This is a genomic window from Clostridium sp. ATCC 25772 (assembly GCF_001573875.1).
Taxonomy (GTDB): Bacteria; Bacillota; Clostridia; order Clostridiales; family Clostridiaceae; genus Clostridium_J; species Clostridium_J senegalense.
In genome coordinates this window covers 88,796-110,055 of the sequence record NZ_LFRG01000005.1, presented here as the reverse complement: position 1 = coordinate 110,055, position 21,260 = coordinate 88,796, and the positions used below count along the sequence as shown (strand labels likewise).

The 21,260-nt window shown below is 25.4% G+C and carries 19 protein-coding genes, 1 riboswitch and 1 other annotated feature; of the genes, 4 read left to right on the top strand and 15 right to left on the bottom strand.

Going from position 1 to position 21,260, the window contains the following annotated elements; all coding sequences use genetic code 11:
• Positions 1-290 precede the first annotated feature (290 nt).
• The 10 genes from AZI32_RS02900 to AZI32_RS02855 form a co-directional block, all read right to left on the bottom strand.
• Positions 291-2,009: a methyl-accepting chemotaxis protein gene (locus AZI32_RS02900; RefSeq protein ID WP_061994402.1), complete on the bottom strand. Its 1,719-nt coding sequence runs from the start codon at positions 2,007-2,009 to the stop codon at positions 291-293.
• 336 nt (positions 2,010-2,345) lie between these two features.
• Positions 2,346-4,064, bottom strand: a complete 1,719-nt coding sequence (locus AZI32_RS02895; protein WP_061994401.1) for a methyl-accepting chemotaxis protein — start codon at positions 4,062-4,064, stop codon at positions 2,346-2,348.
• A gap of 305 nt (positions 4,065-4,369) precedes the next feature.
• Entirely contained in the window at positions 4,370-4,921 is a 552-nt protein-coding gene (locus AZI32_RS02890) for a GNAT family N-acetyltransferase (protein ID WP_061994400.1), read from the bottom strand.
• A 59-nt stretch (positions 4,922-4,980) separates the two neighbouring features.
• Entirely contained in the window at positions 4,981-5,250 is a 270-nt protein-coding gene (locus AZI32_RS02885; protein ID WP_061994399.1) for a hypothetical protein, read from the bottom strand.
• A gap of 62 nt (positions 5,251-5,312) precedes the next feature.
• Entirely contained in the window at positions 5,313-5,588 is a 276-nt protein-coding gene (locus AZI32_RS02880; protein WP_061994398.1) for a hypothetical protein, read from the bottom strand.
• 734 nt (positions 5,589-6,322) lie between these two features.
• Positions 6,323-6,850 carry a GNAT family protein gene (locus AZI32_RS02875; RefSeq protein ID WP_061994397.1) on the bottom strand — a complete coding sequence of 176 codons (528 nt, stop codon included), beginning with the start codon at positions 6,848-6,850 and terminating at the stop codon, positions 6,323-6,325.
• A gap of 22 nt (positions 6,851-6,872) precedes the next feature.
• On the bottom strand, positions 6,873-7,685 hold the full coding sequence (locus tag AZI32_RS02870) for a GNAT family N-acetyltransferase (protein WP_061994396.1): 813 nt from the start codon (positions 7,683-7,685) through the stop codon (positions 6,873-6,875).
• Positions 7,686-7,811: 126 nt separating this feature from the next.
• The gene (locus AZI32_RS02865) at positions 7,812-8,315 is read right to left on the bottom strand and encodes a GNAT family N-acetyltransferase (protein ID WP_061994395.1); all 504 of its coding nucleotides are present in this window, start codon (positions 8,313-8,315) and stop codon (positions 7,812-7,814) included.
• A 269-nt stretch (positions 8,316-8,584) separates the two neighbouring features.
• Positions 8,585-9,874: an aspartate--tRNA(Asn) ligase gene (gene aspS / locus AZI32_RS02860; protein ID WP_061994394.1), complete on the bottom strand. Its 1,290-nt coding sequence runs from the start codon at positions 9,872-9,874 to the stop codon at positions 8,585-8,587.
• Positions 9,875-10,059: 185 nt separating this feature from the next.
• Positions 10,060-10,287: a binding site (T-box leader), on the bottom strand.
• A 61-nt stretch (positions 10,288-10,348) separates the two neighbouring features.
• On the bottom strand, positions 10,349-11,179 hold the full coding sequence (locus AZI32_RS02855; protein WP_061994393.1) for a class I SAM-dependent methyltransferase: 831 nt from the start codon (positions 11,177-11,179) through the stop codon (positions 10,349-10,351).
• 200 nt (positions 11,180-11,379) lie between these two features.
• Here AZI32_RS02855 and AZI32_RS02850 point away from each other — a divergent pair, with 200 nt between their 5' ends.
• On the top strand, positions 11,380-12,450 hold the full coding sequence (locus AZI32_RS02850) for a DUF6709 family protein (RefSeq protein ID WP_061994392.1): 1,071 nt from the start codon (positions 11,380-11,382) through the stop codon (positions 12,448-12,450).
• Between the two features lie 80 nt (positions 12,451-12,530).
• On the opposite strand, the gene AZI32_RS02845 is transcribed toward AZI32_RS02850, so the two are convergent.
• Positions 12,531-13,007 (bottom strand): carbohydrate-binding protein, encoded by a 477-nt coding sequence (locus tag AZI32_RS02845; protein WP_061994391.1) that lies wholly within the window; start codon positions 13,005-13,007, stop codon positions 12,531-12,533.
• 24 nt (positions 13,008-13,031) lie between these two features.
• Positions 13,032-13,115, bottom strand: a riboswitch (cyclic di-GMP riboswitch).
• A gap of 185 nt (positions 13,116-13,300) precedes the next feature.
• Between AZI32_RS02845 and AZI32_RS02840 the strand changes: the two genes are divergently transcribed.
• The gene (locus tag AZI32_RS02840; RefSeq protein ID WP_061994390.1) at positions 13,301-14,002 is read left to right on the top strand and encodes a hypothetical protein; all 702 of its coding nucleotides are present in this window, start codon (positions 13,301-13,303) and stop codon (positions 14,000-14,002) included.
• A gap of 65 nt (positions 14,003-14,067) precedes the next feature.
• Here AZI32_RS02840 and htpG read toward each other — a convergent pair whose 3' ends face one another.
• Positions 14,068-15,939 carry a molecular chaperone HtpG gene (gene htpG, locus AZI32_RS02835; protein ID WP_010299286.1) on the bottom strand — a complete coding sequence of 624 codons (1,872 nt, stop codon included), beginning with the start codon at positions 15,937-15,939 and terminating at the stop codon, positions 14,068-14,070.
• 184 nt (positions 15,940-16,123) lie between these two features.
• Complete coding sequence (locus AZI32_RS02830; protein WP_061994389.1) at positions 16,124-17,548, bottom strand: amino acid permease; 1,425 nt, start codon at positions 17,546-17,548, stop codon at positions 16,124-16,126.
• 336 nt (positions 17,549-17,884) lie between these two features.
• Between AZI32_RS02830 and AZI32_RS02825 the strand changes: the two genes are divergently transcribed.
• Both AZI32_RS02825 and AZI32_RS02820 read left to right on the top strand, forming a co-directional pair.
• Complete coding sequence (locus AZI32_RS02825) at positions 17,885-18,961, top strand: VanZ family protein (RefSeq protein ID WP_061994388.1); 1,077 nt, start codon at positions 17,885-17,887, stop codon at positions 18,959-18,961.
• A gap of 34 nt (positions 18,962-18,995) precedes the next feature.
• Positions 18,996-19,316 (top strand): hypothetical protein, encoded by a 321-nt coding sequence (locus AZI32_RS02820; protein WP_061994406.1) that lies wholly within the window; start codon positions 18,996-18,998, stop codon positions 19,314-19,316.
• A 313-nt stretch (positions 19,317-19,629) separates the two neighbouring features.
• Here AZI32_RS02820 and AZI32_RS02815 read toward each other — a convergent pair whose 3' ends face one another.
• Positions 19,630-19,869 carry a YgjV family protein gene (locus AZI32_RS02815; RefSeq protein ID WP_061994387.1) on the bottom strand — a complete coding sequence of 80 codons (240 nt, stop codon included), beginning with the start codon at positions 19,867-19,869 and terminating at the stop codon, positions 19,630-19,632.
• Between the two features lie 143 nt (positions 19,870-20,012).
• Positions 20,013-21,137: a helix-turn-helix transcriptional regulator gene (locus tag AZI32_RS02810; protein WP_061994386.1), complete on the bottom strand. Its 1,125-nt coding sequence runs from the start codon at positions 21,135-21,137 to the stop codon at positions 20,013-20,015.
• Positions 21,138-21,260: the final 123 nt, after the last annotated feature.

Sequence of the window (21,260 nt, the reverse complement as noted above, 5' to 3'; positions counted from 1 at the left end):
GTTTATTATACTATATTTTAAAATTTGAGGACATAATCACATACGTTATAATAAGACATTATCAAAAATCAATCAGATGCAATCAATATTTATTGGAAGTTTTAGTTGATAAAACTTCTGATTAACGGTATAATCTTTTTGTAAAATATTATTTTGTTGCATAAATATATTTTACTATAAATCTCAAGCTTATAGAGTTTGAGATTTATTTTTTTGCAAAAATAAAGCTGTGCACTAATTATTTAGTGCGACAGCCCCTTATCCATTATACAAATTTTATTTATAATTTACTAATCTAACTTAAATTGTTCTACTACCTTTATTAATTTTAATGCTACTTCTGAATTTTTATTAGTTTCAACAGATATACTATCATTTTGGTTATTTACCATTGAAATACTTTCAGCTATTTCAGTAGAAGAAGCTGAAACTTGTGCTACTGATGTTGACACTTCTTCCATATTTCTCGCTATTTCTTCCACAGAACATGAAACTTCCTCTGATGATTTAACAAAAACTTCCACCAATTCTCTTATAGTATCTCCATCTTTTGTGTATTCAACACTAGTGTTTATTAATTCAGTATAATCTTTTAACACCTCTTTTTCTATAAATGTTAAAACATCTGTAGAAGACGTTGAAAGATCTTCTACTGCAACTAATACTTTACCAACATTTTCTTGTATTTCAGCAACGGCATGAGAAGACTCTTCTGCTAATTTACGAACTTCTTCTGCCACAACAGCAAATCCTTTTCCATGTTCCCCTGCACGAGCAGCTTCTATAGCAGCATTTAATGCTAAAAGGTTTGTTTGTTCAGATATACTCAAAATAGTATTTGACATATCTAAAATATTTTGAACTACCTTTGAATTCTCTATAGCTTTTCCAAGTTTTTCTTTTGATAGATTGTATATTTTTTCCGCATTTTCTTTTGATTTAGAAGAATTTTTATTTATATTCTCTGCTTTTTTTTGTATATTTGCAACTATATTTAATCCTTCCTTTGCTTTATTAGTAGAATCATCTGAATTTGATTTAACAGTACTTGCCATAGCTGTTACTTCTTGTACCGCTGCCGATGATTGTTCCATTCCTGCTGATATTTCTTCAGTAGCTGCTGATACCTGTTGTACTTGAGCATAAACATCACCAAACATATCACCAGTAATTCTAACATTTTCTTCTATACTTTCACTTTCACTACGAACAGATATCATAGAATTTTTCAATCTATTAACTGCATTGTTAATAGCATTTACAGTCTGTCCTATTTCATCATTTGAATATGATTTAATTTTTATACTTAAATCACCTTCTGCTAATTTTTCCGTAGCCTCTACTACTTCTTTCATTTGATCTTTAATACTTTTTAAAATCAAATATGTAAATATAACTCCCAAAATTACTCCTAATGCAGATAAACTCATAGTTAAATTTCTAACTTTCTCCATGCTATCATTAGCTTCAGTTGCTGCTATCTTACTCATATCCTCTATAGAAGTAATAGCCTTTCCTACATCTTCCTTCCACTTATTACTCGGTTCCTCTAGTGAAATTATAATTTTTTCTAATTCAGCTGAACTTACATTTGTTCTCATTCCTTCTTCAACTGCTTTATTTATTGCTATTATGGCTGTTTCTCCATCTTTTTTAACCTGTTCCATAATAGTTTTTCCTTTTTCAGTCTCCATAATACTTACAAGTTCATTTTCTGATTCCATATACTTACTTATATTTTCATCTATATTTTTCTTTTGTTCATTCATATAATTCATATTTTTACTGACACATAAATTTCTTATAGCTAATCCAATATTATTTATATCTCCTCTCATATCTGTAGCAATATTTTGTTTTTTACTATTTACATCTACTATAAGATGTAATGATTTATCTACACCTTTTAGTTTTAAGATAACGGTACTAGATATTAGAGCCATTAAAACTATAACTACTCCAAATCCTAATATAAGTTTGTTAGATAATTTAACTTTTTTTAAATTCATAATTTTCCTCCTGTGTTTAAGAGATTACAAGTAAAATAAAAGTTTTTAATGTCTTCTTTATTACATACAATTAAAATTTTATAATACTTAATTAAAATGCATCCTTATTAATTAATCTACATTTTAACCATTATTTTACTTATAATCTTCAAATTACTTCTTTACCTATGTATAATATTTTCGTTGTCAAATTATAAATCTTAACATACTTATGAATTTATAATTAATTTATATAAATTTTCTTGTTGTAAAATAAAAATAGTTAAGAAATACAGTTATATTTCTTAACTATTTTAAAATTATTGAATAAATTTAACTTTAAGTTTATCCCTTATGTTATTCTAATTTGAATTGTTCAACGGTTTTAGACAATCTTGATGCTACTTCTAAGTTTTTATCAGTTTCACTAGATATCATATCATTTTTATTATTTACCATTGAAATGCTTTCTGCTATTTCTGTAGAAGAAGCTGTAACTTGTGCCACAGATGAAGATACTTCCTCCATACTTTTTGCTATTTCATCTACTGAATAGGAAACATCCTCTGATGATTTTGCAAGTGTCTCTACTAATTTTTTTATAGTATCCCCATCTCTTTTATATTCAACGCTAGTATTTATTAACTCAGCATAATCTTTTAATACTTCTTTTTCTATGAATGCTAAAACATCTTGTGAAGAATTTGAAAGATCTTCTACTGCAACTAGAACCTTATTAACATTTTCCTGTATATCTGCAACGGCATAAGATGATTCCTCTGCTAATTTACGTACTTCTTCTGCAACAACAGCAAATCCTTTTCCATGTTCACCTGCACGGGCAGCTTCTATAGCTGCATTTAATGCTAAAAGATTTGTTTGTTCTGATATTCCTAAAATAGCATTAGACATATCTAAAATATTTTGAACTACTTTTGCATTATCTATAGCTTTTCCAAGTTTTTCTTTTGATAGTTCATATATTTTTTCTGTATTTTCTTTTGATTTAGATGAATTTTTATTTATAACTTCTGCTTTTTTCTGTATATTTAACGCTAAATCTAACCCTTCTTTAGCTTTATTAGTAGAATCATCTGCATTTAATTTAACAGTATTAGCCATAGCTGTAACTTCTTGCACTGCTGCTGATGATTGTTCCATTCCTGCAGATATTTCTTCTGTTGCAGCTGACACCTGTTGTACTTCAGCATACACTTCACTAAACAATTCATTAGTGGCTTTAGCACTTTCAGTTATAGAGCTACTTTCATTTTTTACTGATATCATTGTGTTTTTTAATTTTTTAATAGCATTATTTAAAGCATTGACAGTTTGTCCTACCTCATCCTTAGAATAAGAATTTATACTTGTCATTAAATCTCCATCTGCCATCTTTTCAGCAGCTTCTGCAACTTCTCTCATTTGCTGTTTTATAGTTAATAAGATTATATATCCAAAACCAATTCCTAATAACACAGCTATAGTAGTTAATATTATTGTTATATTTATAAGATTATCCATAGCTTCATCTGATTTTTTAGCAGCCTCATTATTAAAAGTAGTCATTAAGTCAACCATTTTTTCAATATCTGCCTTCCACTCATTCCCATTTTCTTCGATATTTGAAATTATTTTTTCAATTTCTACACCAGTTATATTTTTTTTCATACCTTCTTTAACTGAACTATTTATTAAAGATAGCTCTTTCTCTCGAGATTGTTTAATTTCTTCTACTACTTTTTTTCCCTCTCCAGTTGTAATTGTTTTTTCAAGTTCAGATTCTAGCTTCATATATTTATTTATATTATCATCTATTGTCTTTTTTTGTTTTTGCATAAATTCGTCACTATTGCTAATACATAAATTTCTTATGGCTATTGAAATATTATTTGAACACGCTCTCATATTAGTAGCAGTTTCTTGCTTTTCAGTATTGGTAACTGTTATTTCTGTCAAAGATTTCTTTACATTATTTAACTTAAATATAGTTGTTAAAGAAATCATAGTCATTAAAATTAAAATTACTCCAAACCCTATAATAAGTTTGCTTGATAATTTAATCTTCTTCAAATTCATAAATTCTCCCCCTAATGTGTATAAAAATATATAAAAATTTTATGTTTACCCTATTATTTATATGTAAATTAAATATTTTATTATATAAAATCACCTCCTAATTTATATTTTTACTTGAAAGTTTAAATTATAAAACAGAACCAAAATAAAATTTCATTACATTTTATGAGTAAACTATTATTTATCATACTTATTTTAATTATCTATAGGGTTCCAAGTTGACTTTTAAAATTACTAAATAAATTTAAATGAAATTTTGTTTCCCTATATGTCTCTAATTTAATATTATAAAATTCTACATATGTTTAGTAAACATTTTCACACTCTTTTTTTAACTTCCACCAAACTAAAAACTCTTTTTCCCCTTCATCATTAATTTCTATAGTTTCTTTATACTTTTTAAAGCCATTCTTTTTTAAAACCTTATGTGATGAAACATTGTCTTTATCGGTGTCAGCAATAATGTTTTTAACTTTAGAATTTTTAAAAATCCACTGTTTTAGTTTCATTACACTCTCTGTCATATATCCTTTGTTTTGATAATAATCATTTATTCCATATCCTATTATTACTTCACCAAATTCATTTGGTTCTCCTTTTATCATAATTCCACCAATTATTTTATTTTCCTCTTTTAAGACAATTATCCAATTTGTTTCCCATAAATAATTATCAATATTTTTCAAAACATTGTCATATGTAATCTTATGAGCAGTTCTAAGTGGTTCTTCAATAATAGTATTTGTTATTGTAAGTCCTAAATTTTCTTCCATTTTATCAGTATCTTCTAAATACAATTTATAATTTTTAATGTCTAATGGTATTAATCTCAATCTTTCTGTATTTATTTCAAACATTCTTATCCCCCATTTTTTAATTAACCCTATTTTCTAACTATTATTTAATCAAAACCTTCTTATTTCTCAAAACAATTAGAAATTATTTTTATTTTTCCATTATACCCATCCAATTCTACAATTGCACCTATTGGTAATGTAACCATAGGGTGTGTATGACAACAATCAAATTCTGCAATAAATGGTACATTACATTCTCCCATAACTTCTAATAATATTTCATATGGTTTCTTATTACTTCCCATATCATCAAATAGTTCGTGCTTACCTAATATAATTCCTGCAATTTTGTCAAATACTCTAATTAATACATATCTATTTATCCTCATCTATTAATGATAAATATGATAAAACACTATATACCTTATAAGCATATAGTGTCTTATGATTTTTAATATATTTCCATTTTTTCTACCGATTTATCATATTTTGATATCTTACTTTCAAAATACTTACATATTTCATTATCGCTTATCTCAAGTTTCATTTCTTCTGTTTCTAAATAAACCTTCGATGCTATAAATTTTCGTTCTTCCCTGTTAGGTTTCCTCTTATGTTCTACTATAAAATTAATATATCTTTCCCTTAGCATAGTAGATACTTTTATCTGTTCTCTTTTCTTTAGCTGAATCCATTTTTTCTTTATCTTTAGTAAATTATTCTCCATATTTTATCCTTCCACTTTGTTATTTCTTAATTATTTACTTTTAATTTTAAATGGTGTTGTTTTTTTATGCAAGAAAATATCACGAATTTATAATTATTTTAAACCTTTTCATTTACACTTTATTTTATTATTCTATGGGGTTCCAAATTAACTTTTAAAATTATCCATTCCAAAACTTGGATACTCAAAATAGTGATACATGCTCCGAATCACTTAGAATTCAACACTATATCTTGTATAAAAATATTTTAAGGTTATTGAATAAATTTTTGTTATCAGTTGAGAAAAATAAGTGCAAATATATTTAGTTAAGAATTATGAATTATGAATTTAGGATGAAAGTGGCAACCACTTTCTAAAAATGATTTTAAAAAATCTATCAATATAATTTGCTTTGCAAATTTATAAAAAGGTACGTTGAGAATTACTAGGACGAAGTGAGTAGCAATAACCACAACTGTTCACTATTCACTCTTAACTTTTAACTAAAATAATTTGTTAGTTATTGATAAAACATTAATTTGAATTTTCTCATTTGATAAATGAATAAGTTTAAGATTTAATTTGGAACCCTATATAGGGTTCCAAGTTGACTTTTAAAATTATCCATTCCAAAACTTGGATACCTAAAATAGTGAGACATGCTTCGAATCACTTAAAATTCAACACTGTATCTTGTGTGAAAGTATTTTAAAGTTATTGAATAAATTTAAATTGGAGCTTGTTTCCCTATATTAATAATACTCCTGTCTTAAAAGTCCCATAATAATTTCATCATGATATCTTCCATCTCTAAAAATTTCTTGTCTTAACACACCTTCCCTTTTAAATCCACATTTTTCATATGCTCTTATAGCACGTTCATTAAATGAAAATACTTGTAACTTAATTTTTCGTATATTCATTTGTTCAAAGATAAATTTTATTAATATATTTATAGCATCTGTTCCATAACCCTTATTCCAATATTCTTTATCTCCTATAAATATGCCTATAACTACCACGCTATTTTTCCAATCTATTTTATTTATTCCACAGCCACCTATATACTGATTATCTTCTAATGTCTCTATTGCAAAATTATAAGTATCTTTTGTTACACTTAAACCTTCATACCATCTTTCTTCATCTTCAAAAGTAATTGGATATGGAATGTTTGAATTTAATAATTTCTTTATTTCTGGATCATTCATATATTTCTGAGCTCTTCTAATGTCTTCTTTTTTATACTCTCGTAATTTAACCTTTTCCCCTGAATACATTATTAATCCCCCTAAAATCCATCTAATAAATAAACATTATAGTGTTAATTTTTCCACAATGTTCATATCCAATATTTCTATAGATTTTATTTGCTGCTATATTTTCCACTTCAGAATATAACATTGGGGTAATTCCCTCTTCTAATAGCTTTAAGCTTACATTGGCAACTAGCGACGTACCATATCCCTTTTTTCTTTCTTCTATTTTAGTATACACATTATTTATTCGGCAGTGTCTTTGTGATTTATGTGCTATATTTGCCATTGATACAACCTTATCTTCTACTTCCCATAAATATAAATTTCCTGAATTTATTAATTTTTCTGCCTCACAAAGTTGAACCTCTTTTTCCATATCATCACCATTCATACTTTTTTTAAATCCATGGCAATATTCTGCAACTATATCCTTATGCTTTAATTCTGCCTTAATCATTTTACCTTTTGTATTGTCTAAGGATACAACCCTATTACATTCATAAGCATTCATTTCCATATATTCTTTATAACTTACATTAAAATGATTTAAATATGCATCAGCTATTTTCTTTACTACATCTGGATTACCGGATATTCCTGATATATCATTATCATCTAAAATACTACATAATTCTTTTATTATATCTCCAAATTCATTTGCTTCAATTTCTTTGTTAACCCATACCCACATTTCGTAACCAGGGTTATGCATAGCTATTGCATTACCACTTTCTGTTTTTAATGATAGAACTTCTTTACCTTCTATAATTTTATGAAATATATTAAATTGAACCTCATCACCTAAAAATGGTTTTTCATTTAAAACGTTATCCTCTTTGTTGAATGAAATAAACATATTGCCACCCCCTATAATTCGAATTCTCAAAATTAACATTAAGATTCCTTATTAATAAGTGTATTCTTCAAGTTTAGTATTTTTACCTTTTTTAAAATTAATAATTTAAAAACTTATTTTATATTATTATAAATTATATCTAGCCATTATATATTCATCTTCATATTTACCATTTTTTATGACTGCGTATTTTCTTTTTCCCTCAATTTCAAAACCTAATGATTTATAAAGATTTATAGCTTTCTCATTATCAGTAAATACTCCTAATTCTGCCCTAACTAGCATAAGCCAATTATCTGCTAAGTCAATTAAATTCTCCATTAAAGTTCTTCCAATACCTTTTCCCTGGTATTCTCTTCTTATCATAATTCCAATACTAGCAGAATGTCTTACTCTATTAGATTTATTAACAGATAAATTGGCTACCCCTACTACTTTTAAAACATCATCCTCTTGAATTTCTGCAACTATCATATGATCATTATCACTAAGATTATTTACAATTCCTTCTATCCTTGAAATTCTTTCACTAATAATCCCCATTGTATTTTCACGAACACCATCTTGACGTCTTATTTCATTTATAAATGTTGCATCTTCTATTTTTACTGGTCTTATCATAAAATTCATATTATCACATCCTATATTTTTTTATTTAAATTAAGATTTAAATTACAATATATAAGCTGAATTTAAAATTTGCATATTTTTATTCCATTATTTGTAAAGAAAAACTCTACGAAATCACATTAAAGTGACTCCGTAGAGTTTTACCTACGTGTAGGATATTCTCCCTGTACCGCTCGTTTGGACTTAGATACACTCACTACTTGGAAATATTATACACAATTCTAAATTAATTGTCAATATTTTATGAATATTTTAAATTATATATTTTATCATGGTAATAACCTTGTTCTATCCCTTGGTATAAGAGATGCTTCTCTAACATTATCAAGTCCTAGTAATTTACTTGTTATTCTTTCAAGACCTATAGCAAGACCACCATGTGGAGGCATTCCATATTTAAATACAGATGTATAGTTTTCATAGTTTTCTTTATTTAATTCTTTATATTCTATATTTTTAATTAACATTTCATAATTGTGAATTCTTTGTCCTCCAGTGGTAATTTCAATTCCTCTAAATAATAAATCAAAACTTCTAGTTTCTTCTTCATTATAAGGCATTGTATACATTGGTCTTTTTTTTCTTGGATAATGAGTTAAAAATATAAAATCACAACCTAATTTTTCTTTAGCATATTTACAAATTAGCTTTTCTGCTTCTGGGTCTAAATCTCCATCTAAATCTTTTTTGTTATATTCTATTTCTAATATTTCTAAAGCTTTACTAAACTTAATTCTTGGTATATTATTTTCAATTACAGGTAAATTTCCATTTACTTTCTTTAAATACATTTTGCCATCATTATCAATTTTATTTAATATAAACCTTAATAGATTTTCTTCCATATCCATGATTTCTTCTTCATTTTCAATAAATCCCATTTCAAAGTCCATGCTAACATACTCATTTAAATGCCTATTAGTGTTATGTTGTTCTGCTCTATAAACATGGCCTACCTCAAAAACTCTTTCAAAACCTGCCCCTATCATCATCTGCTTATAAAATTGAGGACTTTGTGCTAGATATGCTTTATTTTCAAAATATTTTACTTCAAACATATCCGTCCCTCCTTCAGCTCCTTCAGCAACAATTTTAGGTGTGAAAATCTCTGTAAATCCTTCTTTAGTTAAAAACTCTCTAAAACCTTGAACTATAATATTCTGTATTTTAAATATAGAATTTATTTTCTCATGTCGTAAACTCAATACTCTATTATTTAACATAGTATCTAAGTTTACCTCTAATTCATCCTTATTAATTTCAATCGGCATTTCACCTATAAAATCATTTATTATTTCTAACTTTTCTACTAACACTTCAAAATTATTAAGCTTATTATTGCTATTGTTAACTATACCAATTATTGATATTACTGATTCTAATTTCATCAAACTAATATCAATCTCCTTATTGTTTAAAACGCATTGTACCATTCCTGTTCTATCTCTTAATATAATAAATGTAATTGATTTTAACTTTCTTATTCTGTGGATCCAACCTTTTATCATAACTTTTTCATTCATATTATTTTTTAATTCATTTATCATAATTCTTTTCATAAATTTTCCTCCTTAAATAAAATTAACCCCTTAAGTTTAAAACTTAAGGGGCAAAAATTTCGCGGTACCACCCTTTTTTAACTATATTGGTTTAAATTCATTAGATCAACTTCAATAAATTGAGCTCAAATTCATTGAAATATACTAGAATAACCTCTAATAAATATAAAAAGCTTTCACTCCATAATAGGAGTGAAAGCTTTATTCACGGTGCCATCCTAATCTAACAAAATTAAATTTAACTTAGTTATCTCTAATCCTTTTAACGTAGGAACCCGTCTCATTCTACTACAATTTTTCAAATAAGAATCTCCAGGATGTCATTCAATATTACTTTTCTTATAGAGCTTACACCATCCTCTACTCGCTTTAAATACTAAGTTAATATCTACTCTTCCCTTCAAAGATTTCTGAATATTTATTTTTATTCATATTACTCTTTTATTTTTATTTTGTCAATATATATTATTAAATTTATTTTTCACCTTTAGCATATAAAACATACATACTATTTTCTATACCATTTTCTTTTTTAAGTACTTTAAGCTTTTCAAAAACTTTTAATTTAAATTCTTCTATCTTATCTAACGGTATAGCATCTAATATGGTCACATATCCATGGGTATAAAGTTTATCCCACCATTCCTGCTCATCTTTGTATATAAAAATTTTTTCTTCTTTCTCGATTTTTATATTTTTGAAATTAGATTCTTTTAAGATTTTATATAATCCTTCTTCTGTGTCAAATTCAACAGTTTCTTCATATCCACAATCCTCTTCGTATTCTGGTAAATATTCTTCCACTAATTCATCTAACCATATAAAGTTCTCATCTTTTTTTCTTAAAAACGTAGTAAATGAGAATTTACCACCGTGTTTTAAAACTCTCATAAATTCCTTAAATGCAATTTTATAATCTGGAAAAAAGAAAACTCCAAAACCACATAATACATGATTAAAATACTCGCTTGCAAAATCCAAATTTTCAGCATCCATAACTATTGATTGTGCATTTTCTATGCATTTATGCTTTATTTCTAAATTTGTTTTATCAACCATACCTTTAGATATATCTATACCTATAACATTTCCCTTTTCCCCAACCTTCTTTGCTGATAAAAAAAGTGATGCTCCTTTTCCCGAAGCAACATCTAATACTTTTTCTCCATACTTTATATCTGCGAATTTAACCAATTCTTCTCCAAAGTATTTAAAAAACCTCGGTCCATTATCATCAAAAACCGATGATACTCTGTCAAATAAGTCAGTTATATCTTTTTTAATCTCTGTATTTTTATCCCCCATAAATACCTCTCTATATTCTTATATTTTATTATAAATTAAATATTTAAATTTTATTTTCTAAAACATTTTTAATATTATACAATACATTCATGCTACATAATAGTGTTAAAAGATAATTTTTTGTTAATTTTTATATTTTTTAAACGATTATACAAAATGTAAATTAAATTTAAAATTAACTATAAAGGAGTGTTTTATAATTGAAAAATTCAAGTTTTATTAAAACTTATAAAAAGAAAAGAACACCTAAAATTATATCTTTAATAGCTATGATAGTTCTTGCATTTATTGTTGCATGTTTTGGAATGTATACATATTATAATAACAAAAATAATGCCTTTGAAGTTACTACTATTGAAGATTATAAAGAAGCCCTTAATAATGATCTTTATTTAAAAATTTCTGCTGATAAACTTTATGATTTAGATGTTACACTAAAAGAAACTACTAGTAAACTAGGTATACCCATCTCTGAAAGCATTAAATCACACTTAGTTGCAATAAAATTAGATCCTTTTGTATTAACAGTAGCTTTGCCAAAGAAAGAATATAATAATCTTATCAATAAAAAGGAAGGTCCTTTTATATTAGAAGGCCATTTGTTTGAACTTAATGACAATGATTTAGTAATTTTACGTGACGCTATTAAAAATAATACTGAATTGTCTAATGGAATGGATTTAAAGCCATACCTTCAATACTTACAATATGAAAGTCCTATTATTGAAGCTTCTTTTTTCCTTATGATTGCTTGTCTTTGTTTTGTATATACTATATTTTTATATATGATTGGTGTAAGGAAAAATTCTATTGCCTTAAAAAGTCTTAAAGATTTCTCTATGGAAAATATTGAAAACGTATATAAACAAATAGATTATGAGTATAGCTTACCTATATCCTATAAAAATGGGCCTATAACCATAACAGAAAATTATATAATTGTATATACTCAAAAGATTGTATTAGCTCTTCCACTTAAAGAATTGGTTTGGATATATAAACAAACTATAAAAAAAAAGGCTTGTATGTTTATTCCTGTTGGTAAAACAACTAGTTTAGTTTTGGTTTTTTCCGATAAAAATACATATAACGTCGATTTGGTTAAAGGCGATAACGTTATTGATGAGACTATAGACTATATTTCTAAAAATTGTAGTACAGCTTTTGTTGGATACTGTGAAAATTTTCAAACCTTATTAAAAAAAGATCCTAATAAACTTATTTTTAAATGGAAAATGAACAAAGAATCTTATAAAGAAACTAATATATAAAAATATTAAAGAAAACTTAAAACCTACTAAGAATTTAGACTTAGTAGGCTTATTTTCATACAATATATAATTTAATATCTTTATTTAATTAATTCCCAGAACATTGGTCCCTCACAAGGATTCCAACCTGGTTGAGCATAATGGAATCTTTTACATTTATATACCTGAGAATTGTACATAACAATATCACCTTTTTCATATGGACTTTTATTTTCTTGTGTTAATTCCTCTTGGGCATTCCACTCTGGAATTTTTCCTACTGTTTTCCAAAACATTGGTGAATCAGAAGGTTTCCAACCTGATTGAGGATAGTGAAATCTTTTGCATTTATAAATTTTTGAACCTTGTACAACAATACTTTCTTTTTCATAAGGACTCTTTTGATTTTGATTAAGTCCTTCTTGACAATTCCAAATACTTATTTCACTATTTTCATTTATTACACCATATTGTGATGTATTTTTTTCAACAGCAGAAGCTGTAGAAACCATTCCACCAAAAATTATAGATGTTCCTAATACTACTGATGTTAAAATTTTTAATTGCTTTTTCTGCATATCCAACACTCCTAATTTTAAAATATTTAATTAGGTCGGTTGCACTACTAACTCCATATAATCCAAGTGCCCACATATAAATTATACTTCATCATTCCCAAAATTATTATATAATACTTTATTTTACTTGTAAACAAACTATTTCACTTTTTTCAATATTATTACATATAAAAATAAATTTTTAACTTGTATTCCTTAATTTTAAATTCCACATATTATATACAAAACAAATTAAAAACACTTTGTATATTTTTCTATAAAAGTGAAATTATAAAATAAAGGATGTGATTAATTTGAAAAATAAAAAATCTTTAGTTTCACTTATATGTATATTTAGCATTTTACTTGTTGGTTGTAATATAAGTAATAACCCTTCAAACAATATAAATAATAATTCCTCTATATCTTCATCTAAAACAAGTAATTATACTAGTAATAAACATTCGTATTTAGATGATTATAAACAATATTTTTATACTAAAAATACTCCTATAACCTATACTGGTTCTGCTGAAACAGGACATAAAATAACTTTTAATAATATTGAATCCTTAAATGACTATACAATATACACTTATGATGGACTTATGAATGATGGTTATGGTCAAGATATTAGAGGAAAAAGAACTTTTACGGCAAAATATAAAGTTACTAATGATATGGTTATAGAATCTATTAATAATAATGATTATATTTCTAAAAATAAAGATACATTACATTCTTTTATTAAAGACTTTGTAGTTTTAAAAGGTCAAATTAAAAAAAATAACTCATGGACCCAAAAGACAATTATAGACGGAGTTGAATATGAAGCTATAACCACAATAACAGAAAAAAATGATACTTCTTTCACAACTGAAACTGTTATAAAAGCTCTTAGCTTTGAAAATGGAAAGTATTATACAGAAACTAGAACTTATGAATTAGGTAAAGGATTAATATATTTTAGTTATCTAAATAATCCTTATTTAGAAATAAGCTATTCTTTAATCTAGCATAAATAGGACCATATAGTCAGTTATATAAATGTAACTTCTATATGGTCCTATCTTATTATTTCTTATTTCATTATCTTACATATATTATTTGTAAATTCTACTGGATCACTTATTGATAATCCTTCTATAAGTAAAGCTTGATTATATAATAAATCAGTATATAGTTTAAACTTTTCTTCATCTTTTTCATGTGCATCTTTTAGCGCATCAAATACTTCATGGTTTATATTTATTTCTAATACTTTATCTGCCTTTAAACTTGGATTATTTGGCATAGCACTTAATACTTTTTCCATTTCTATTGAAAGTTCCCCTTCATTAGATAAGCATACAGGATGTTTTTTTAATTTTTTAGATGCCTTAACTTCTTTAACCTTATCTTTTAATAATTCTTTCATACTTTCAAATAATTTATTATCTTCATCACTTGTTTTTACTTCATTTTCTTCAGTATCTATTCCTAAATCACTACTTGATACTGATTTAAATTCCTTTTCTTTATAATTTGCAAGCATTTTTATTGCAAATTCATCTACATCATCTATAAAGTATAATATTTCATACCCTTTATCTAGTAGTAATTCTGTTTGAGGAAGCTTTTCTATTCTTTCATATGATTCTCCAGATGCATAATAAATATATTTTTGTTCTTCTTTCATTCTAGAAACATATTCATCTAAAGTAACAAGTTTCTTTTCTTTAGATGAATAGAACATTAATAAATCTTGTAATACATCTTTATTTGCTCCAAAATCACTATATACACCATATTTTAATTGTGATCCAAAAGCTTTATAGAATTCTTCATACTTTTCTCTTTCATTTTTTAATAGACCTTCTAATTCATTTTTTATCTTAGTTTTTATGTTCTTAGCTATAAGTTTTAATTGTCTATCATGTTGTAAAATCTCTCTTGATATATTAAGTGAAAAATCCTCTGAATCTACTATTCCTTTAACAAAACTAAAATAATCTGGAAGTAAATCTGCACATTTCTCCATTATCATTACGCCGCTTGAATATAATTCTAAACCTTTTTCATAATCCTTAGTGTAAAAATCAAATGGTGCTTTTTCTGGTATATATAAAATTGAATTATAGCTTACCATACCATCAACACTTATGTGAATATGTTTTAGCGGCTTATCAAATCCAAAATGTTTTTCAACATAAAAGTTATCATAATCTTCGTCCTTAAGTTCTTTTTTGTTTTTTCTCCAAATAGGAACCATACTATTTATAACTTCTTCTTCTTTATACTCTTCATATTCACTTTCACTACCCTCTTTAAGTTTGCTCTTAGTTACATCCATTTTTATTGGGTATCTTATAAAATCAGAGTATTTTTTAATTATTGATTTTAATCTATATTCATCTAAATATTCATCAAAATTTTCATCTTCTGTATTATCTTTAATAGTTAATAAAATTTCTGTACCAATTGAATCTTTTTCACAAGACTCAATTGTATAACCGTCAGCCCCTTTAGATTGCCATTTATAAGCTTTATCACTTCCAAATGCTTTACTTATAACAGTAACTTCCTTTGCAACTAAGAATGCTGAATAGAATCCAACTCCAAACTGACCTATTATATCATGTCCATCTTCAACTTCATTTTCTTTCTTAAATTGTAATGAACCACTTTTAGCTATAACACCTAAATTATTTTCTAATTCATCTTTTGTCATACCTATACCAGTATCACAGATTTTTAAAGTTCTACTTTCTTTATCAGGAATTATATTTATATAATAATTATCTTTCTCAAAAGTTAATGAATCATCAGTTAATGCCTTATAATAAATTTTATCAATAGCATCACTTGAATTAGAAATTAATTCTCTTAAAAAAATTTCTCTATGAGTATAAATTGAATTTATCATAATATCTAAAAGTCTTTTAGACTCTGCCTTAAATTGTTTTGTTTCCAAAATAAACATCTCCTTTCATTACTTAATTTTTAATATACCACTTTTGTTAGCACTTATCAATAGTGAGTGCTAATATTTTATTATATTTTTCAAACTTCTAAATTTAAAATAGGTTCTATAATATATATTTATAGAACCTACCTTGTATTATTTTTTTATTTTACGTCTTAAAACTTCCTATATTTTATGCAACAGTATCTTTATCTATGCTCTCATTATTTTTAGCTAAAATAGGCATTATTAATCCTAATCCTATTAATACAAATGGTGTAACAATATTTAATACTAATTGAAATTTATCTTCAGAATACATTCCTCCAATACATGCAAAAGCAGTAAATGCAAAGCACCATGCACCAAATATAATACCTACTATTCTATTTTTCACAAATTTATATTGTGGATTGAATTTTTCCCCAGCTTTTTTAAGAGCTATATATGCTGCAAATACCCACAAATAACGAAGTGGCATGCATACAGCATTTAATTTAACTAACCATTTAACTAATACATCTACATTTTCAATTCCAAAAATAGGAACTATAATCAATATGGATACAATAACAAAAATAAGCTTATGTCCATTGGTGTAAGCTCCATTTTTATTTTGTTTAAACATTGCTTCTGGAATAAATCTTCTATCTGCACCATCAAGAAGCATACGTAATGGTGCGTCTATTGATAATATTAAAACTGCAAATTGCCCAATCATGTTAGTAATTGCATATATAATTACAAATAAATTTCCTAAATGATAATACTGACCTAATTTTTGAAATGCATAATATGCACCATTAGTCATTAAATCTTTAGGAACATTATTTGAATCAAACATCATTCCAAGTGAAACAGTACCTAAAATTGCACATACAGCAACCATAATCGCAAGTGAAATCATCCCTTTTGAAAATCCTGTTTCAGGATTCTTCATTTTATTTACATATGGTGAAATTTTTTCACATCCACCAACAGCAAAAACTAAAATAGAAAGACTAGTAAAAAATTTTGCATCGAAAGTTGGCATAAATGTTTTTAATGACCAATCTATAGAATATAATTTAGCATCTGTAATAGCTGGAGCAGCTGTCATTAAAAGAATAAATAAAATTGACATTATAAACATAGATGTTCCTGCAAATGCTGCTAATTTCTTTAGTATATTTAATCCCTTTGATGCAATATACATACCAATTATAAATATTACTAAACAACTTAATTGTAGAATCTCTGGTTTCATACTACTTACTCTGTTATCTTGAAAAATTGCCCAACTTGTAGCAATTACAAATCCTGATGGTTTTTGTGAAATATACGGCATATGAACTACCCAATATGTCCAACCTGCATAGTAAGCAAGTTTTGGACCTATAGTTTCATAAATCCAAGAGCTAACACCACCACCACAATCTTTAAAAGCAGAACCTAACTCACCTACCATTAAAGCATAAGGGACGAAATAAATTCCAAAAATTAGAATCCAAGATATAATTGCTTTAAGTCCACCATATTCAGAAAACCCATTAATAACATTTCCAAATCCCCACACCGTTGAAAATGCCATAAACGCTAATGTATACCACATAATTTGTTTATCTTTATTTTCTGACATAACTTATCCCCCTTTTTATTATTAATAAATTTAACTACATTGTAACATAATTAATTGAATATTCACATAATTTTTGTTCGTTTTTATTTTTCATTTCTCGACAGCAATTTCATCGTTATGCTATTTTGTATCATTTATTACATTTTCATTTGACATATATACTAATAAATTTTATAGTTACATACAGTTTTATAATTGAAATATAATTAATTTATAATCTTTTTAAATTTTTTCAAAAATAATTATAAATATAATTTTAATACATAAAATATTTATATATAATTATTTTCAAGGCAATATTTTACCAAATTATTATATATTAGAGGAGGAATTGTGTTGGAACTTTATTGGATTCCTATTAAAGTAGCAGTAATATTATTTCCTTTTTTAGCTGCTGCTATTTGTATACCTTATGCTATATATAATTATAGAAAATATGGTGTTAATAATAAATTTAAAATTTTTATATTTTACACTTTTATTTTTTATATGCTTACAGCCTTTTTTATGACCTTATTACCGTTACCTGATATAGATAAACCAGTTTTTATTAGTGGTAGAAACATTCAATTAATCCCTTTTACATTTTTAAAAGATTTTTTATTAGAAACTAAATTTAGTTTTAGTAATCCCAATACATATTTATATATTTTTTCGGAACCAGCCTTTATGCAAGTGTTCTTTAACCTTTTACTTATATTACCTTTAGGCATTTATCTTAGATATTATTTTAAAAAAAGTTTTAAACAAACATTAATTATAACTTTTTTAGTATCTCTCTTCTTTGAAATTACTCAGTTAACTGGGATTTATGGAATTTACAAATATCACTATAGGGTGTTTGATGTAGATGATCTTATAATAAATACTTTAGGTGGAATAATTGGTTATTTTATTACTCCTTTATTTAAATATATGCTACCTGATATAAATATTATTAAATCTAAAAATTTTAATATTGGCAAATATTCTACTTATCCAAGGCGATTAATTGCATTTTTTATTGATTGGAATATATGTTTTTTATTTTTTGATGAACATAATATTTTTACATTCATAATACTAACTTTTTTGTACTTCATTTTAATACCTTATTTTACAAACGGATTTACTGTAGGTAAATATTTATTGAAAATGCAATTAAAGGGTAATAGTACTAAATTAAAATTTTCTGAGATTTTACAAAGGTATAGTGTACTACTATATGGATATTTTCTTTTATCCTATATATTAAATGATGCAAATAATTATCTTTATAATTTAGAATACTATGAGTTTTTAATTATAATATTAGGTGTTCAAATATTATTAAATGTTTTTGTTTTTTTACATTTAATTAGTCATATTATAAAAAAAGATCCATTACTTTTGCATGATAGAATTAGTGGTGTAAAAAATATAAATATCTCTTAACTTTAATAATTAATGAAATGATAATTATACTATGATAGAATTTGATTTTTTAAAAATAGAAACATTTATACCTGAGAAATATGTACATAAATTAAGAATGTCATTAAATAATATTAATGCCCTCACTGTAGGTGGAAATTATGATAATTGTATGGTTGTTTCAAAAGTCACTAGTTTTTGGCGTCCATTAAAAGGAGCCCATCCTTTTAATGGAACTATAGATAAGCTATGTGAAGTGGAAGAACTTAAAGTTGAATTTTGTTGCAATAATATTTTATTAGAAGATGTTATATCTACAATTAAAAATGTTCATCCTTATGAAGTTCCTGTTATAAATATAATTCCTGTAATATAGGGAAACAAGCTTCAATTTAAATTTATTTAATAACCTTAAAATATTTTTATACAAGATGCAGTGTTGAATTCTAAGTTATTCGGAGCATGTCTCACTATTTTAGGTATCCAAGTTTTGGAATTGATAACTTTAAGAGTCAACTTGTGACCCTATAAATCCATTCAAAATATAATAAGAACAATATAGCAAATTATTAATTTAGATAATTTGCTATATTGTTCTTTTCATTCTTAATGTTTTTTTAATATATTTGAATTTTTTAATATTAAAATAATCATATAAAAACTTAAATTATTATCTTTAAATCTGTTTTTTATTCTAAATCTTTATTATCTAAATAAATTCTATATAAATTCCAAAAGTTTATTAAGATTATAGCACCATTTGTAACTATAATTGGATATGCCCTTATCACAAAACCATAAACAACAAACAGTATACAACCAATTGTATTAAATATTCTAAGTTTAATAATAGATGTCATAAGTAATGATATAGCAATAAATAATGATGCTGCATATCCAACCCATTCAATCATTGGAATTCCAAGCATAATATCACTCTCTCCTAAATTAGTTTATTTTAATTTAGGTTTTGATATTTTAGCATAATTTATTCTTTTTTACTCCATTAATAAAATTATTTCTTTAAAAGTATCTAATTAAACATTAAAATATATATTATATTTTTTATAAGTTATCTAAATTCTTTTAAAGATTTTTCCTCTAATACTTGTAATTCTTTAACTATATTTTTAAAATCATTACTTTCTCTAATCAAATCAAATTCTTTATGTTCAAAAATCTTGAAAATATTTTCGTATAAATTCATTGTTATAGTTCTTTCACTAGTTTTCATTTCATTAAAACACCAAAAGTTACTAAATTTTTTCATATTATTTATATCATTGTATTTTATATCTTCAACCATTTCATAAAGCATTTTTATAGCTTTTTTATCCTCTTTAAAATTTAAATATACCTCTGCAAGATTTAAATATTCTATATGTAATCCTAATATAGAATTTTCTTTAGGCAAAATCATTCTTTTTAAATCTATAGACAAATTATAATATCTTTCCATTATCTTTAATCTATCTTTACTTTTACTCTCATTATAATATGAATTAGCTAACCCCATACATATCATAGTTATATTATTTATATCCTTGAATAAATTACTTTGAAGCAATTCCCTAGCTTTCTTAAATTCCTTTTTCCTAATATATATACTTGATAATACAATGTCAGTATCTAATTGACTTTTTTTTATTTTTTCTAATGCATCTATAGCCTTATCCTCTTCTCCAACTATAGAATAAGCAGCTCCTAATTGAAATAAAGATTGTTCATTTAAATCTATATCATTACAATTTTTAGCTATATCCTCAAATAATTTAATAGCATACCATATCATGCTCATAGATTTTTCTTCATCATTACTTTTCCACGAATACATATTAAATAATGCACCTATTTTTAGTTTTAAATCATAACTTATAGGATATTTTAAAACATATTCCTTACTTTTTTCTATAGCACTTTTTATATTACCTTTACTAAATAAGGCTTCGCATTCTTTAAATATATTCATTACTTCTTTATCAGAAAGTTTAATTTTAAAATTAAATAGTTCATCCATAGAAATATTAAAAAATGTTGCAATAACAGGTAGTATTGTTATATCTGGGTATGAAATACCACTTTCCCATTTTGATACTGCTGCTGTAGATACTCCTATAAAGGTTCCTAATTGGTCTTGAGTAATTCCTTTTTCTTTTCTTAGATTATAAATAACTTCCCCTATTGATAATTTATTCATTAATCATCACTCCATATATAAAATTTGTAAGACCTTACGACTTTAGTATAATTCATACCTATAAGTTAACCAATGGAGTGTCAGTTAAATTTTATATTTCAAAATTAACTTATAGTAAAAAAT

Coding starts and splice junctions, on each gene's coding strand:
- AZI32_RS02855 (WP_061994393.1), bottom strand. CDS start 11,179: ATGGGGGATAAAAATACAGAGATTAAAAAAGATATAACTGACTTATTT.
- AZI32_RS02870 (WP_061994396.1), bottom strand. CDS start 7,685: ATGTTTATTTCATTCAACAAAGAGGATAACGTTTTAAATGAAAAACCA.
- AZI32_RS02810 (WP_061994386.1), bottom strand. CDS start 21,137: ATGAATAAATTATCAATAGGGGAAGTTATTTATAATCTAAGAAAAGAA.
- AZI32_RS02875 (WP_061994397.1), bottom strand. CDS start 6,850: ATGTATTCAGGGGAAAAGGTTAAATTACGAGAGTATAAAAAAGAAGAC.
- AZI32_RS02890 (WP_061994400.1), bottom strand. CDS start 4,921: ATGTTTGAAATAAATACAGAAAGATTGAGATTAATACCATTAGACATT.
- AZI32_RS02880 (WP_061994398.1), bottom strand. CDS start 5,588: ATGGAGAATAATTTACTAAAGATAAAGAAAAAATGGATTCAGCTAAAG.
- AZI32_RS02895 (WP_061994401.1), bottom strand. CDS start 4,064: ATGAATTTGAAGAAGATTAAATTATCAAGCAAACTTATTATAGGGTTT.
- AZI32_RS02900 (WP_061994402.1), bottom strand. CDS start 2,009: ATGAATTTAAAAAAAGTTAAATTATCTAACAAACTTATATTAGGATTT.
- AZI32_RS02885 (WP_061994399.1), bottom strand. CDS start 5,250: ATGAGGATAAATAGATATGTATTAATTAGAGTATTTGACAAAATTGCA.
- AZI32_RS02845 (WP_061994391.1), bottom strand. CDS start 13,007: ATGCAGAAAAAGCAATTAAAAATTTTAACATCAGTAGTATTAGGAACA.
- AZI32_RS02830 (WP_061994389.1), bottom strand. CDS start 17,548: ATGTCAGAAAATAAAGATAAACAAATTATGTGGTATACATTAGCGTTT.
- AZI32_RS02865 (WP_061994395.1), bottom strand. CDS start 8,315: ATGAATTTTATGATAAGACCAGTAAAAATAGAAGATGCAACATTTATA.
- AZI32_RS02815 (WP_061994387.1), bottom strand. CDS start 19,869: ATGCTTGGAATTCCAATGATTGAATGGGTTGGATATGCAGCATCATTA.
- aspS (WP_061994394.1), bottom strand. CDS start 9,874: ATGAAAAGAATTATGATAAATGAATTAAAAAATAATATGAATGAAAAA.